Annotated in this window: 14 protein-coding genes; 9 read left to right on the forward strand and 5 right to left on the reverse strand. The window is 64.5% G+C overall.

Features of this window, described 5'->3' with window-relative positions:
- Window positions 1-167 precede the first annotated feature (167 nt).
- Entirely contained in the window at window positions 168-2,375 is a 2,208-nt protein-coding gene (gene katG / locus DBR47_RS10595; protein WP_124449724.1) for a catalase/peroxidase HPI, read from the reverse strand.
- Window positions 2,376-2,713: 338 nt separating this feature from the next.
- Between katG and DBR47_RS10600 the strand changes: the two genes are divergently transcribed.
- The gene (locus DBR47_RS10600; RefSeq protein WP_197046989.1) at window positions 2,714-3,034 is read left to right on the forward strand and encodes a DUF4148 domain-containing protein; all 321 of its coding nucleotides are present in this window, start codon (window positions 2,714-2,716) and stop codon (window positions 3,032-3,034) included.
- A 59-nt stretch (window positions 3,035-3,093) separates the two neighbouring features.
- Here the strand turns inward: DBR47_RS10600 and DBR47_RS10605 are convergent, their stop codons facing one another.
- Both DBR47_RS10605 and DBR47_RS10610 read right to left on the reverse strand, forming a co-directional pair.
- Window positions 3,094-3,942 carry a methylated-DNA--[protein]-cysteine S-methyltransferase gene (locus DBR47_RS10605; protein WP_197046990.1) on the reverse strand — a complete coding sequence of 283 codons (849 nt, stop codon included), beginning with the start codon at window positions 3,940-3,942 and terminating at the stop codon, window positions 3,094-3,096.
- 208 nt (window positions 3,943-4,150) lie between these two features.
- Window positions 4,151-5,074, reverse strand: coding sequence for a LysR substrate-binding domain-containing protein (locus tag DBR47_RS10610; protein ID WP_124449730.1), 924 nt, complete (start codon window positions 5,072-5,074; stop codon window positions 4,151-4,153).
- Window positions 5,075-5,285: 211 nt separating this feature from the next.
- On the opposite strand from DBR47_RS10610, the gene panB reads away from it, so the two are divergent.
- The gene (gene panB / locus DBR47_RS10615) at window positions 5,286-6,092 is read left to right on the forward strand and encodes a 3-methyl-2-oxobutanoate hydroxymethyltransferase (protein WP_124449732.1); all 807 of its coding nucleotides are present in this window, start codon (window positions 5,286-5,288) and stop codon (window positions 6,090-6,092) included.
- Between the two features lie 36 nt (window positions 6,093-6,128).
- Window positions 6,129-6,971 carry a pantoate--beta-alanine ligase gene (gene panC / locus DBR47_RS10620; RefSeq protein ID WP_124449734.1) on the forward strand — a complete coding sequence of 281 codons (843 nt, stop codon included), beginning with the start codon at window positions 6,129-6,131 and terminating at the stop codon, window positions 6,969-6,971.
- A gap of 86 nt (window positions 6,972-7,057) precedes the next feature.
- Here panC and DBR47_RS10625 read toward each other — a convergent pair whose 3' ends face one another.
- Window positions 7,058-7,537, reverse strand: coding sequence for an FKBP-type peptidyl-prolyl cis-trans isomerase (locus DBR47_RS10625; RefSeq protein WP_370454901.1), 480 nt, complete (start codon window positions 7,535-7,537; stop codon window positions 7,058-7,060).
- Between the two features lie 242 nt (window positions 7,538-7,779).
- Here DBR47_RS10625 and DBR47_RS10630 point away from each other — a divergent pair, with 242 nt between their 5' ends.
- The 6 genes from DBR47_RS10630 (at window position 7,780) to DBR47_RS10655 (ending at window position 12,750) form a co-directional block, all read left to right on the forward strand.
- Window positions 7,780-8,475: a peptidylprolyl isomerase gene (locus tag DBR47_RS10630; RefSeq protein ID WP_231512246.1), complete on the forward strand. Its 696-nt coding sequence runs from the start codon at window positions 7,780-7,782 to the stop codon at window positions 8,473-8,475.
- A complete protein-coding gene (locus DBR47_RS10635) occupies window positions 8,454-9,563 on the forward strand; it encodes a hypothetical protein (RefSeq protein ID WP_124449736.1) in 1,110 nt (369 codons plus the stop codon). Before DBR47_RS10630 ends, DBR47_RS10635 begins: the two co-directional genes overlap by 22 nt.
- A 21-nt stretch (window positions 9,564-9,584) precedes the next feature.
- On the forward strand, window positions 9,585-10,205 hold the full coding sequence (locus DBR47_RS10640; protein WP_124449738.1) for an ATP-binding cassette domain-containing protein: 621 nt from the start codon (window positions 9,585-9,587) through the stop codon (window positions 10,203-10,205).
- Window positions 10,206-10,274: 69 nt separating this feature from the next.
- On the forward strand, window positions 10,275-11,678 hold the full coding sequence (gene yegQ / locus DBR47_RS10645) for a tRNA 5-hydroxyuridine modification protein YegQ (protein ID WP_370454902.1): 1,404 nt from the start codon (window positions 10,275-10,277) through the stop codon (window positions 11,676-11,678).
- A gap of 82 nt (window positions 11,679-11,760) precedes the next feature.
- Entirely contained in the window at window positions 11,761-12,201 is a 441-nt protein-coding gene (locus tag DBR47_RS25245; protein WP_124449740.1) for an excalibur calcium-binding domain-containing protein, read from the forward strand.
- Between the two features lie 66 nt (window positions 12,202-12,267).
- Window positions 12,268-12,750 carry a GrpB family protein gene (locus DBR47_RS10655; protein ID WP_124449742.1) on the forward strand — a complete coding sequence of 161 codons (483 nt, stop codon included), beginning with the start codon at window positions 12,268-12,270 and terminating at the stop codon, window positions 12,748-12,750.
- Window positions 12,751-12,757: 7 nt separating this feature from the next.
- Here DBR47_RS10655 and DBR47_RS10660 read toward each other — a convergent pair whose 3' ends face one another.
- Entirely contained in the window at window positions 12,758-14,911 is a 2,154-nt protein-coding gene (locus tag DBR47_RS10660; protein WP_231512247.1) for an ATP-dependent DNA helicase RecG, read from the reverse strand.
- Window positions 14,912-14,917: the final 6 nt, after the last annotated feature.

The raw sequence follows: 14,917 nt of genomic DNA on the forward strand, positions 1-14,917 counted from the left end.
AGCTCAGCTCGCGCTATGCCGCATCCAGTCCACGATGAATTGCGCGCCCAGGGCGGCACCGCTGAGGTTGATGGCCAGGCCTAGAAATTGGCGTGGTTTGTTGAACATGGTGACTCCTTGAATGAAAAGGGGACGGGCTTTTACCCGCCCCATGGATGCCTAGCGGATCAAGCCAGATCGAAGCGGTCCAGGTTCATGACCTTGACCCAGGCGGCCACGAAGTCATTGACGAACTTGGCCTGCGCATCTGCGCTGCCATAGACCTCGGCCAGGGCGCGCAGCTGGGCGTTGGAGCCGAAGACCAGATCGGCGCGCGTGCCCGTCCACTTCAGCGCACCCGTCTTGCGGTCGCGGCCCTCGAAGACGTCTTGCGCGGCCGAGCTCGACTTCCACTGCGTTCCCATGTCCAGCAGATGGACGAAGAAGTCATTGCTGAGCGTCTCCGGCCGCTGGGTCAGCAGACCTTGGGTAGAGCCAGCCACGCCAATATTCAGCACCCGCAGGCCGCCGACCAAGACCGTCAGCTCGGGCGCCGTCAGGCTCAGCAACTGGGCCTTGTCGATCAAGAAGGCCTCGGCCGGCACCGCAATGCCGGGCTTGAGATAGTTGCGGAAGCCATCGGCCACCGGCTCCAGCACGGCGAAGGAGCTCACATCGGTCTGCGCCTGCGAGGCGTCCATGCGGCCCGGTGTGAAGGGCACGCTGATGCTTTGGCCGCTCTTCTGCGCAGCCAGCTCGATGCCGACGCCGCCGGCCAGCACGATCAAGTCGGCCAGCGACACGGCCTTTTTGCCACCCGCCTGCGCTTGATTGAACTCGGCCTGAATGCTTTCGAGCACCTTCAGCACGCTGGCCAGCTGTTCGGGCTGGTTGACCGCCCAGTCCTTTTGCGGCGCCAGGCGGATGCGCGCACCGTTGGCGCCCCCGCGCTTGTCGGAGCTGCGGAAGGTGGAGGCCGAGGCCCAGGCGGTGCCCACCAGTTGCGCGATGGTCAAACCGGAGGCGGCGATCTTGGTCTTCAGGCCCGCGATGTCTTGCGCGTCCACCAGCTCGTGGTTCAGGGCCGGGATGGGGTCTTGCCAGATCAGTTCTTCGGCCGGCACCTCGGGGCCCAGATAGCGGCTGCGCGGGCCCATATCGCGGTGGGTCAGCTTGAACCAGGCGCGGGCAAAGGCATCGGCGAATTGATCCGGGTGGGCCAGGAAGCGGCGCGAGATCTTTTCGTAAGCCGGGTCCACACGCAGCGACAAGTCGGTGGTCAGCATGGTGGGCAGTTGCCGCTTGCTCGCGTCAAACGCATCGGGAACCGTTGCCTGCGCGTTTTTGGCCACCCACTGATGCGCACCGGCGGGGCTCTTGGTCAGCTCCCATTCATAGCCGAACAGGTTCTCGAAGAAGTTATTGCTCCAGGCCGTGGGCGTCGTCGTCCAGGTCACTTCCAGGCCGCTGCCGATGGCGTCGGCACCCTTGCCGGAGCCGAAGCTGTTGTGCCAGCCCAGGCCCTGGCTTTCCATGCCGGCGGCCTCGGGCTCGGCGCCCACATGCTTGGCGTCGGCTGCACCATGGGTCTTGCCGAAGGTGTGGCCACCGGCGATCAGGGCGACGGTTTCTTCGTCGTCCATGGCCATGCGGGCAAAGGTTTCGCGGATGTCTTGGGCGGCGGCCAGGGGGTCAGGGTTGCCGGCCGGGCCTTCGGGGTTCACATAGATCAGACCCATCTGCACGGCGGCCAGGGGGTTCTCCAGCTCGCGCTCTTTCGCCTCGGCGCTGTAGCGCTTGTCGTCCGCCAGCCAGGTGGTCTCGGAACCCCAGTACACGTCTTCCTGCGGCTCCCAGGTGTCGGCGCGGCCACCGGCAAAGCCGAAGGTCTTGAAGCCCATGGATTCCAGCGCGACGTTGCCGGTCAGGATCATCAGATCGGCCCAGGAGATGCTTTGGCCGTACTTCTGCTTGATGGGCCAGAGCAGGCGGCGCGCCTTGTCGAGGTTGACGTTGTCGGGCCAGCTGTTCAGGGGCGCAAAACGCTGTTGCCCGCCGCCTGCACCGCCACGGCCATCACCTGTGCGATAGGTGCCGGCGCTGTGCCAGGCCATGCGCACGAACAAGGGGCCGTAGTGACCGAAGTCGGCCGGCCACCAGTCTTGCGAGTCCGTCATCAAGGCGTGCAAGTCCTTCTTCAGGGCGGCCAGGTCCAGGCGCTTGAAGGCTTGGGCGTAGTCGAAGCCGGGGTCCAGCGGGTCGGACAGGGCGGAGTGCTGATGCAGCACGCCCAGCTTCATTTGTTGGGGCCACCAGTCGCGGCTGGATTTGGCCAGGGCGGCGCTGGCGCTGGCGGCGGCGGAATGATTGAAGGGGCACTTGGCTTCGGTGGACATCGCTTTTCTCCTTTGAGGTTGGGGGCTCATCCAGGCTGGGCTGGGTGAGCGACTTCAACCGGGGTGGGCCAGCCGGGCTGACATAGACGCTAGCTTAGGTTTTGACCTTGAATAGCGCAATTCAATTGAATTAACTATCGCGATAGCAATTTGCAAAGACGCCTGATTTCTCGTCTCTTGCTCGGCAGCCGGCCCAACGCTTGGCGCCGTGAGCCCGCTGTTTCGCGACGTCGCGACAGGGTTCAGTCGCAAGACTGTGGTCCTGGATGAAGGACTTGCGGACATTGAGCACATCGGGCCAACCCGATGTACCCATCAATCGTCAGGAGTCTCAAATCATGCAAGCCAATCGTCAATCCCTGTCCTTCGTTTCTTTCAAGCCCCTGGCCGCCGTGGCGCTGAGCCTGGGCCTGTGGGGCGCGCTGGCCGCGCCGGCCTTGGCGGCCGATGCCGTTCAAGCCACGGCCGAGCGCACACGCGCCGAGGTCATCGCGGACTTGGTCAAGGCGCGTGCTGAAGGCATGTTGCAAGCCGAGAATGAGGTCGATCCCTTCACCACGCAGCGCCGAGCCGAGGCCAAGCAGCGTGAAGAGATCCGTCTGGCCGCGCTCAACAATGCGCAGGCCAAGGCCGGTGGCAAGAGCCCCAGCCCGCAGTAATCGTAGAAAGCAGTTGGCGGCGTCTGGCCCGATTTCAAGGGCAGGGTGCCGAGCGAGTGCTAACCCGCGCGCGCCAGCTCCAGGCCTAGCAAGGCTTTTTTGGTCTGCGGACCCCAGCGGTATTCGCCAAAGTCGGCATTGGCGCGTATGACCCGGTGGCAGGGGATCAGGTAGGCAATCGGGTTGGCCGCCAAGCAGCTGGCCACGGCCCGTACCGCCTGAGGGGCGCCCGCCAGCCGGGCCAGCTGGGTGTAGGACAAGACCTGACCCTCAGGGATGCTCAGCAAGGCCTGCCAGACCTTCAGGCGCAGCGGTGTGCCGCTCATCAAGAGGCCCAGGGGCTGGCTGGGCGCAGCGCCGGCCAGGCGGCGGCCGATTTCCTCGGCAATCGGGGCCAGGTCTTGCCTGGCCTCTTGCCAGCGCGCCTCGGGCAGGGCCGTGCTTGCCTCGGCCATCAAGGCCTGGGCCGTGGCGCCGCGCATAAAGGCCATGCGCAAGATGCCGCGCGAGGTGGCCGCCAGCCATAGCGGGCCCAGCAAGGTGTCGACCGTGGTCCATTGCAGCAACAAGCCGCGCCCGGCCCGCTTGAACTCGCCCGGCGTCAGCCCTTCCAGGCTGATGAACAAATCGTGCAGCCGCGAGGGCCCCGACAAGCCCGCCGCGAAAGAGGCCTCCAGCACCGACTCGGCCGCCAGCAGGCTTTGCTTGGCGCGGTCCAGGGTCAGGGCCTGGCAGAACTCCTTGGGCGTGACCCCGGCCATGCTGACAAAGCTGCGCTGGAAATGAAACACGCTCTGACCGGCTTCATCGGCCAAGTCCTGCAAGGCCGGTGCCTCGCTCGCCAGCGCCAAGCGCTCGATGGCCCGCTGCATGCGCTGGTACTTGAGCGTCGTAGATGGGGGATTCACGGAAGAAACACTTGCCTCGGCCATGGTGATGCACTCGCTGACAGGTCCAAAGACGATGCGCCAATTTTGCGCAGGCCCCAGCGGCCCGCCCACCCGTTTCTTGCGCCGTCTTGCTCGAACAACCCTAAATTGGGGTCAAACCCTAAATTGGGGTCAGAGTCAATTAATTGAAAAATTCACTCTGACCCCATTTTCGAGGGTGAGAGGCTTAGGCGCTGAGCAGGGTCGCGCCTTCGAGCGAGCAGGCGTAGACCGCATTGCGCAGGGCGGCGATGGCCTCATAGCGGGTGAAGGTGCGGCGCCAGGCCAGCACGACGCGGCGGGTGGGCACCGGTTCGGCGAAGGGGATGAAGCGCAGATGGGGCTGCTGCTCTTTCGGAACGCTGAGCGTCGGCACCACCGTTACGCCCATGCCCGAGGCGACCATGTGCTTGATGGTTTCCAGCGAGCTGCCTTCAAAGCTCTTGCGTATGCCTTCGGCGTCGCTGGAGAAGCGGGCGAACTCGGGGCAGACCTCCAGCACCTGGTCTCGGAAGCAGTGGCCGGCGCCCAGCAGCAACATGGTCTCGCTCTTGAGTTCCTCGGCCGTGACCTGCTCACGCTTGGCAAAGGGATGGGTGCTGGGCGCTGCGATCATGAAAGGCTCGTCGTAGAGCGGTGCCAGGGCCAGGCCGGTGTCCGGGAAGGGCTCAGCCAGGATGGCGCAGTCCAGCTCCCCGGTGCGCAGCATCTCCAACAGCTTGACGGTGAAGTTCTCCTGCAGCATCAAAGGCATCTGCGGGTAGTCTTCAATCACCCGTTTGACCAACTCCGGCAGCAGATAGGGGCCGATGGTGTAGATGATGCCCAGGCGCAGGGCGCCGGCCAGCGGGTCTTTGCCGCGCTTGGCGATGTCTCTGATGGCGCTGGCTTGCTCCAGCACCGACTGGGCCTGGCGCACGATGTCCGCCCCCAGCGGCGTGACCGAGACCTCGGCGGCGCCGCGCTCGAAGATCTTCACGTCCAACTCTTCTTCCAGCTTCTTGATGGCCACGCTCAGCGTGGGCTGGGAGACGTGGCAGGCCTCGGCCGCACGGCCGAAATGGCGCTCGCGGGCCACGGCAACGATGTAACGCAACTCGGTCAGGGTCATAGGCTTGCCTGGTTCAGAAGTGGGCTTGGCCCAACGCGTACTTGAATAGGGAGCAAAGCCTATATTGTCCGCCCTCCGCCAGCTGGGGCCAGCCCCGCATGGCAAGGGCGCAAAACGCCCCACAGGGCTACACTGCGGCCGCTGTTCAAGGACAATCCCGGCCCTTGCCCTCGTCCTTCACAGATTCTCAACCCAAGCCCAGGTAGCCCCCATGACCGACCGCAAACCCGTGACGCTCCAACGCTTGTTGGACATGCATGCCAGCGGCGACAAGATCGCCATGCTGACCTGCTACGACGCCGCCTTCGCCACTTTGCTGGACGAGGCCGGTGTGGACGTGCTGCTGGTCGGCGACTCCCTGGGCAATGTGCTGCAGGGCGAGACCAGCACCGTGCCGGTGAGCTTGGAAGCCATGGTCTATCACACCCGCTGCGTGGCCCGTGGCCGCAAAAATGCCTGGGTGATCGGTGACCTGCCTTTCGATAGCTACCAGGCCTCGCCCCAAGAAGCCTGGAAGAGCGCTGCCGCCCTGTTCAAGGCCGGCGCGCATATGGTCAAGCTGGAAGGCGGCGGTTGGACCGCGCCCGTCGTGCGCTTTCTGGTCGAGCGCGGCATCCCCGTCTGCGCCCACCTGGGCCTGACCCCGCAAACCGTCACCATGCTGGGCGGCTTCAAGGTGCAGGGCCGCGACGACGCGGCCGCCGCCCATCTGAAGCGCCAGGCGATCGAGTTGGCCGAGGCTGGCGCTCAGATGCTGGTGCTGGAAATGGTGCCCGCCCCCTTGGCCGCCGATCTGGCCAAGACCTTGAAGATCCCGGTCATCGGCATCGGTGCCGGTGTGGGCTGCTCCGGCCAGGTGCTGGTGCTGCACGATATGCTGGACGTGACCCCGGGCCGCCGCCCACGCTTCGTCAAGAACTTCATGGCCGGTGCCAGCTCGGTGCAAGACGCCGTGGCCCGCTATGTGGCCGAGGTGAAGGCGCAGACCTTCCCGCAGAACGATCTGCATAGCTACTAAGAATCTCGTTCCCTGTTTCCCCTCCCTGCTGTTTTCATGAAACTGATCCACGACATCGCCGGCCTGCGCCAGACTTTGCAGCCCACGCCGCGGCGCGCCTTTGTGCCCACCATGGGCAATCTGCACGAAGGCCATCTGAGCCTGGTGCGCCAGGCTCGCGCCGCCTTGGACGAGCAAGGGGAGGGCGGGGTGGTGGTGGCCAGCATCTTCGTCAACCGCCTGCAGTTCGCGCCGCATGAGGACTTTGACCGTTATCCCCGCACCCTGGCGCGCGATTGCGAGTTGCTGCAAAGCGCCGGCTGCGATGTGGTGTTCGCGCCCGACGAAGAAGAGCTCTACCCTGAGCCCCAGGGCTATAAGGTGCAGCCGCCCAACGAGCTGGCCAATATTTTGGAAGGCCATTTCCGCCCTGGCTTTTTCGTCGGCGTCTGCACCGTGGTGGCCAAGCTCTTCAATATCGTGCAGCCCAGCGTCGCCGTGTTCGGCAAGAAGGACTATCAGCAACTGATGGTCTTGCGTCGCATGGTGGACCAGATGGCCCTGCCCATCACCATCCTGGGCGGTGAGACCACGCGCAGCGAGCTGGGCTTGGCGCTTTCATCCCGCAACGGCTACCTTAGCGACGTCGAGCGCGAAGAGGCCTTGCGCCTGAGCCGCACGCTCAAGACCCTGCTGGCCCGCTGGGCCGCCGGCGAGCAAGACCTGACTCTGCTGGAAGCCGAGGCCATGGCCCATCTGCGTGAACATGGCTGGCAGCCCGACTATGTCTGCCTGCGTCGCCAGCATGATCTGAGCCCGGCCGTGGCCGGCCAACCGGTGGTCGCGCTGGCCGCGGCCAAGCTAGGCAATACCCGCCTGATCGACAATATCGAAGCCTGAGTCCGCGCACGCAAAGCCGGGAGGCTTTGCGGGGCTGACGAAGGCCCAGACGCGCTACACGCGGCTGGGCAGCGGGCGTCTCGCCCTTACTTGACTTCCAGCAACTGGACGTCAAACACCAGCGCTGCATTGGGCGGGATGACGCCACGGCCCGCGCTGCCGTAGGCCAGGCTGGCGGGGATCAGCAAGGTGCGTTTGCCGCCAACCTTCATGCCTGCCACGCCCTGGTCCCAGCCGGCGATGACTTCACCGGCGCCGAGCTTGAAGCTGAAGGGCGTGCCGCGATCCACCGAGCTGTCGAACTTGGCTCCGCGCTGATCCGTGGCCTTCACGTCGTACAGCCAGCCGGTGTAATGCACGCTGACGGTTTGATCCTTGGCCGCCACGGGGCCGGTGCCGACGAGGGTGTCGGTGATCTTCAGGGTGGTGATGGCGGCGGAGCCCGAGGTATCGGCCGGGAAATTGCTCGACGTGTCGCCCCCACCGCCGCAGGCGCTCAGGCCGGCGGTGCAAATCAAGGCCAGGGCGATGGCCGATGCGCGAAAGCTTGACTGGATCATCTTCATGAGTTTCTCGGGGTCCTGTGGGTGGGGTTGACGGGGAATGTGGCCGCCCTGTGGCAAGCCGGGGCGTGGCGGATTTTGCGCGCGAATTGAGCTGATTCCCGTGCTCGGCCCTGCACGCGTTCGCTGGCCGCTCAAAGCCGGGGCGCGTAACAGGCGGTAAGACTCATTTCCCGGGTCAACGCGCTAGCGAGTGTTGGCGTTGGGCTGAGACCTTCAGGGATAAGAAAAAAGGACTCAGCACCATGCGCCCAACTTTTATGCGCGCGGCCGCAGCCGCGGCCCTCGCTGTCTTCTTGACCGCTTGCGGTGGCGGGGCCGCCTATGACGATGGCTACACGCCTTACCCGCCGACACCACCGTCCCCGGTCCCGAATCCCAAGCCCTATCCCCCCACGCTCAGCTGCAGCAATGAAGGCCTGGCTCAGTCCGCCTTGAGTGCTTACTCCACCGTCTGCATGCTCACCAGCAGCGGTGAGATCGTGTTCGAGCTCTACACACCTTACGCGCCCATCACCGTTAACAACTTTCTGCGCTATGTGGCCGACGGCGCCTACCGCAACACCTTGTTCAGCCGGGTGGACCGCGACTTCGTGATCCAGGGTGGCGGCTATACCAGTGGCATGGTGCCCGTTGTGCCGACCTATGCGCCCATCGTCTCGGAGAGCAATAACGGCCTGGCCAATCTGCCCGGCACCCTGGCCATGGCGCGTCGCTCCGACCCCAATAGCGCCACCAACCAGTTCTTCATCAACGTCCGCGACAACCCCAGCCTCGACTACCTCGCAGGCGTTCGCTCTGGCTACACTGTCTTCGGCCGGGTGATCTCGGGCATGTCTACGGTGCAAGCCATCAACGCCGTGCCCACCTATTACTACAGCGATGTCGACATCCGGCCCCAGCAAGAGGTGTTGATCTATTGGGTGCAAAGACTGAAGTAATCGCTGCGCCGCTGGGCCTGACCCGCATGCGCGTGCGCGGCAGCGCCGTCGAGTTGCGGGCCTTGCTGCGGCGCTGGTGGGGCTTCTTCTTCGTGGTCTTGGCGGTCACGCTGCCTTACTTCAGCACCGTCATTGGTCTGCCGGCCTTGCCCCTGTTCTGGGCCGTGCAACAAGGCCTTGAGCTGCGGGCTTTGCTGGCGCTGCTGGCTCATGCCTTGCCCGCCTTGCTCTTGTGCTGGGCCTTGCGCGAGCAGATGCTGCCCACGCGATGGTTGCAAGCAGAGCGAGCCCTGCCTTTGACAGATGCGCAAATCCGGCGCGCCGATCTGGCCGTGCTGCTGCTGGCCCAAACGCCTTGGATCTTGCTGACCGCCGGCTCCATGCTGGCCTGGCGTCTCGCCAGTCCGGCCTGGATGCGTGGCTTGTGGTGGGGGGCTGGCCTGGGCTTTGTGATCTCTTTGCTGCTGTCCAGCGGCCTGGGCCTGTTGCTGATGCAAGCGCATCGGCGCCGTCTTGTGCAGACCCAAGTGCCAAGCCGCATCGCCGTCCAGACGCCGATCAAGCGGCGCGCGAACACGCCCATCAGCACCTGGCGCGTCCTGCTTTGGCTGCCCTTGTGGCGGGGGCCTGCGCGGCCGGTGCTGGTGGCTCAGCTGCAGGGCCTGCTGCTGGCTGGCTTGAGCCTCGCCCTGGCCTGGGCCTGGCCTCTGCATGCCGCCTGGTTTTTGGCCTTGTTTACTCTGGTGGTGATGGGATTTGCCGCGCGTGTTCACAGCTTGGCCATGCGTTGCTACGAGCCCTTGCGCATGGCCAGCCACAGCCTGCCGGTGGCGGACGAGGGCTGGGTTTGGCGCTTGATGGTCTTGGCCTGGGTGCCGGCGGGCCTCAGCTGGTTTGCGCTCTTACTCACCCTGCTTGCCGGGCCCTGGGCCTTGGCGCCCCGCGCCGCGCCTCTCTTCCTGCTCTTCGGCCTGGTGGCCCCGCTGCTGGCCATCGTGTTTCGCGGCGGCACGGCCGATTTGCGCGCGGGCCGATGGCTGCTGAGCTGGGGCGTTTGGGTGGCTTTGGCCAGCGAAGCACTGCTGTAAATCATTGGACTGACTCGCTAGATGACCGCAACTCCTTTTCTGCATTGCGAAGCCCTGAGCTTTGCCTACCCCGGCTCGCGCCGCGTGGTGGACCTGTGGACACATGACTTCACCGCTGGCCTGTGCTGGCTGCGCGGAGCCAATGGCACGGGCAAGTCCACCCGGCTCAAACTCTTGGCGGGCGCGCTGACGCCGCAGTACGGCTCGGTCCAGTTACTGGGGCTTGATCTCTTGAAGCAGCCCTTGGACTACCGCCGCCAAGCCGCCTGGGTGGGCGCCGAGCCGCCCGCGTTTGAACATCTGAGCCCGGCCGAGCGCTTCGCCTTTTTGGCCGGGCTTTACCCCCGAGCCGATGCCGCGCAGTGGCAGGCCCATGTGGAGGGTTTCGGCCTCACGCCCTTTCTGGCTCAGCCCATGAGCCAACTATCAACCGGCACCCAACACAAGGCCGCCTTGGCCGCAGCCCTGGCCTTGCAGACGCCCTTGCTCCTGCAGGACGAGCCGCTCAATGCCCTGGATGCCGCCTCGGTGGACTATCTGCGCGGCCTGATGCGGCTGGCCGCCCAGGCCAGCGATCGCCTCTGGCTGGTGGTCAGCCATGAGGATTTGGGCCTAGCCCCTAGCGCGACTCTTGATCTGTAGCAAGGCGCGGCGAGGCGCTGGGCCTTAACCTGTGCGGTTGGTTTTTCAGCCCCCCCGCTTGCCAACATCATGAATCAGCCCCCCAGCAGCCGCAGCAGCAGCACTCCCCTGCGCGCACCCGAACTTCTTTTGCCCGCCGGCGACTTGGAGCGCATGCGAGCGGCCTTCGACTTCGGTGCTGATGCGGTGTACGCGGGCCAGCCGCGTTACTCCTTGCGCGCGCGCAACAACGATTTCAAGCTGGAGAACCTGCGCACCGGCATTGCCGAGGCCCATGCACGCGGCAAGAAGTTTCTGGTGGCCAGCAATATCCTGCCCCACAACGGCAAGCTGAAGAACTACCTCGCCGATATGGAGCCCGTGGTGGAGATGGCGCCCGACGCCCTCATCATGGCCGACCCCGGCCTCATCATGATGGTGCGCGAGCGCTGGCCCGAGCTGCCGGTGCACCTCTCGGTGCAGGCCAACACGGTCAACTACGCCGGGGTCAAGTTCTGGCAAAAGCTGGGGCTCAAGCGCATCATTCTTTCGCGCGAGCTGAGCCTGGACGAGGTGGCGCAGATCCGCCAGGAGTGCCCGGATATCGAGCTGGAGGTGTTTGTGCACGGCGCCCTTTGCATCGCCTACTCGGGCCGTTGCCTCTTGTCCGGCTACTTCAACCACCGCGACGCCAACCAGGGCACGTGCACCAATGCTTGCCGTTGGGATTACAAGTTGGGCGATGCCTTCGAGGATGAGGCAGGCCAAGCGCAGCAAATCAATTTCGACTTCCGCAAGGCTTCGGAGCTAGCCGACCAAAGCTTTGCCTCTGCCGGTGGCACGGCGCGCCACCCCGCTGCCGATGGTGTTTATCTGATCGAAGAATCGCAGCGCCCCGGCGAGCTGATGCCCATTATGGAGGATGAGCACGGCACCTACATCATGAACTCCAAAGACCTGCGCGCCGTGGAGCATGTGCAGCGCCTGGTGGAGATCGGTGTGGACTCGCTCAAGATCGAAGGCCGCACCAAGAGCCGCTACTACGTTTCGCGCGCCGCCCAGGTCTACCGCCGCGCCATCGACGACACCGTGGCCGGCCGTGCCTTCGACCCCAGCCTGCTGGCCGAGCTGGACGGCCTGTCCAACCGCGGCTACACCAGTGGCTTTTATCAACGCCACCGCAGCCAGGACACGCAAAACTATCTGGACGGCCACTCCAAGGCCAGACGCAGCCAGTACGTCGGCGAGGTGCGCAGCATCGACGCCGAGGGCTGGGCCGATATCGAGGTCAAGAACCGCTTTGAAGTCGGCGACCGCCTGGAGATCATCCACCCCAGCGGCAATGTGATCGTTGAAGTGAAGCAGCTGCGCGGCAAGCTGGGCGAGCCCGTCAGCGAGGCGGCCGGCAACGGCGTGGTGATCAGCATGCCGTTGGAGAGGCGTTTTGAGGGGGCGCTGATGGCACGCTTGTTGGATGAACAAGTTGACGTCTGAATAAGAAGTTATGAACTGCTTGGGTCTGCCTCAGAATACGGACTTCCTATCGCTTCTCATCTGAGCCGCTCAGAGCCCGTTCATGACCCCAGCGCTGCCATCTCTTCGTTTGCTTTCTTTGTTGTTCTGCTCGCTTGCGCTGCTGACGACCCCTGCGACGGCACAGGTTCGCAAATGCGAGATTGATGGGAAGACGGTTTATCAGCAGACACCCTGCCCCGTGACAGGACCGATTGAGCGGCCCACGGCTCAGCAGCTCAATGCCCAGAGAAAAGAGGCGGCGCCAAGAAGCCATGATGCTGCGTCCAGGGCGCCAATCGCAGCGAAAGAATCACCCTCAGCAAAGTCGCCTGAGGCAACGACTCAGTCGCGCGTTTTGAGTGCTCGCTGTGATGGGCGGACTCATTGCTCACAAATGAGCTCTTGCGAAGAAGCCAAGTTCTTTCTGGCCAACTGCCCAGGGGTTGAGATGGATGGTGATGGAGACGGGAAACCCTGTGAAAAACAGTGGTGCAAATGGTGAAATGAAGGCGGTGGCCTTGCATCACGATGCGCTGCCGCAAGACCTGACCTTTCCCTAAGCCAAGGCATGAAGCTCTTCCCCGCTCACAGCTACCAAGCCGAACTGCAGCTGCGTTTCGCCGCAGTGGAACGCAAGCTTGGCCAAAGCTTCCCCGGCACCCAGATCGAACACATCGGCGCCTCGTCCATACCCGGCGCCGTTTCAAAAGGCGATCTGGATATTTGCTTGCTCGTGGCGCCTGAGCGTTTGGAGGCCTGTGTCGTGGCCTTGCAAGCTCAGGGCTATCAAGAGAAGCAAGAGACTCTGCGCAGCGAAGCGCTGTGCATGTTGGAGTGGCTGGAGCCTGCGCAAGCCCATGCGGTGCAGGTGGTCGCCCAGGGGTCAAAGTTCGTCGAACTTTTTATCGGTTTTCGCGATCGGCTGCGGGCCAGCCCGGCCTTGGTCGAGGCCTACAACCAGCTCAAGACGGAATGGGCCGTGCAGGGCGAGGATGCCTATCGAGCGGCCAAGTCCAAATTCATTGAAGCGGTTCTGGCTGCGCCGACCTGAGGGCACTTCAAGCCTTCAAAAACTCCGCCTTAGACCCCAACCAGCGCGCCACCTGTTTGTGGGCGGCATCCGGGTGTTGATCCAAGAGCATAGGCGCCAGGCGGCGGGCGGCTTGGAGCAAAACGGAATCTTCTTGCAGGTCGGCAAAGCGCAGCAACTCGGCGCCGCTTTGGCGTGAGCCCATGAACTCGCCGGGGCCACGGATGTCCAGGTCGCGGCGGGCGATCTCGAAGCCGTCATTCGTCTCGGCCATGGCGCGCAAACGGTCCTTGCCGGTCTGCGAGAGCGGCCCGGTGTAGAGCAGCACGCAGACGCTGGCCTTGGCGCCCCGGCCGACGCGGCCGCGCAGCTGGTGCAGCTGCGAGAGGCCGAAGCGCTCCGCATGCTCGATCACCATCAGGCTGGCATTGGGCACGTCCACGCCCACCTCGATCACCGTGGTGGCAACGAGCAGCTTCATCTCACCGCCGCTGAACTGGGCCATTACGGCTGCCTTCTCGGCCGGCGCCATGCGACCGTGCAGCAGGCCGACGCTGTAGCCTTCTAGCGCCGCGCTCAGCTCTGCGTGCGTCTCGGTGGCATTGCTGAGGTCCATGGCCTCGCTCTCTTCGATCAGCGGGCAGACCCAGTAGACCTGGGCGCCGCGAGCCACCTCTTCCTGGATTTTTTCGATCACATTCCAGCGCTTGGCATCGGCAAACACCTTGGTGACGATGGGGCTGCGGCCAGGGGGTAACTCATCAATCGTGCTGACCGCCAGGTCGGCAAAATAGGTCATGGCCAGGGTGCGCGGGATGGGCGTGGCGCTCATCATCAGCATATGCGGTTCCAGCTCCATGCTGGCTAATTTCTTCCTCAATGCGAGGCGCTGCGCGACGCCAAAGCGATGCTGCTCGTCGATGATGGCCAGGCCTAATTTGGCGAACTTGACCTTGTCTTCGATCACCGCATGGGTGCCTATGACCAAATGCGCCGAACCGTCGGCCGCCGCGTCCAGCATCTTCTGCCGTGCCTTGCCCTTGACGCTGCCGGTCAGCCAGGCCACCTTGAGCCCCAGCGGCTCCAACCAGCCAATCAGTTTCTTGAAATGCTGTTCGGCCAGGATCTCGGTCGGCGCCATCAGGGCGCATTGCCAGCCGGCATCGATGGCCACGGCCGCAGCCAGGGCGGCCACCACGGTTTTTCCTGAACCCACATCGCCTTGCAGCAAGCGATGCATGGGCTGAGCCAGGGCCAAGAAGCCTCCTGAGGAGGCTTCGCCGCCTGGCGAAGGACTGCCAGCGTCTCGTGCTGGCAGGCTGGGGTGCGGAAGTGCCAGGTCTTGCGCAATCTCTTCGCTGACGCGCTGCTGCGCGCCGGTCAGGCCAAAGGGCAGGGCGGCCAGAAGCCGTTCGACCAGGCCGCCGGGCTGGGCGCGCAGGGCCGGCGCATGCAGCAGGGCGCGTTCGCGCTGGGCCTGGATCTGGCTCAGCTGCTGAGCCAGCAGCTCCTCGAATTTGAGGCGTTGCCAGGCCGGGTGGCTGTGATCTTCCAGCGTGCTCAGCTGGGCTTGCGGGGGCGGGTGGTGCAGGTAGTTGAGTGCGTCGCGCAAGCTGGGCAGCTTGGCCGGCACCACGCCGGGCGGCAGCAGCTCGCGCAGATCGGCGCGCTTCAGCCCCGCCGCCACCGCCTTGCGCAGATAGGCTTGCGGCAGGCTGGCGCTGGCCGGGTAGACGGGGGTGAGCGAGGCGGCCAGCGGTGTGTCCTCCTGCACCGCCTTGAATTGCGGGTGCACCATCTCGCGGCCGAAGAAGCCGTGGCGGATCTCGCCGCGCACACGCACCCGTTTGCCCACCGCCAGCGTCTTCTGGTGCGAGGGGTAGAAATGGATGAAGCGCAGCAAAAGCTCGTCGGAGTCGTCTTGAATGCGCACGATCAACACCCGGCGCCCGCGCTGGTCGACGCGGCATTCCATCACCTCGCCCTCGCACTGCACGTTCTCGCCCTCATGCGCCTCTGAAATGGGCGTGATGCGGGTTTCGTCCTCATAGCGCAGGGGCAGGTGCAGGGCGAAGTCGATATCGCGCAGCAGGCCCAGCTTTTCCATGGCCTTTTGCGGCAGGGACTTGGCTGGAGCCGATGGCTTGGGCGCGGGTGCAGCGGATTGAGGTGCGTCAGACATTGGCGC

Origin of the sequence: Paucibacter sp. KBW04, from assembly GCF_003852425.1 — a bacterium.
Lineage (GTDB): Bacteria > Pseudomonadota > Gammaproteobacteria > Burkholderiales > Burkholderiaceae_C > Paucibacter_A.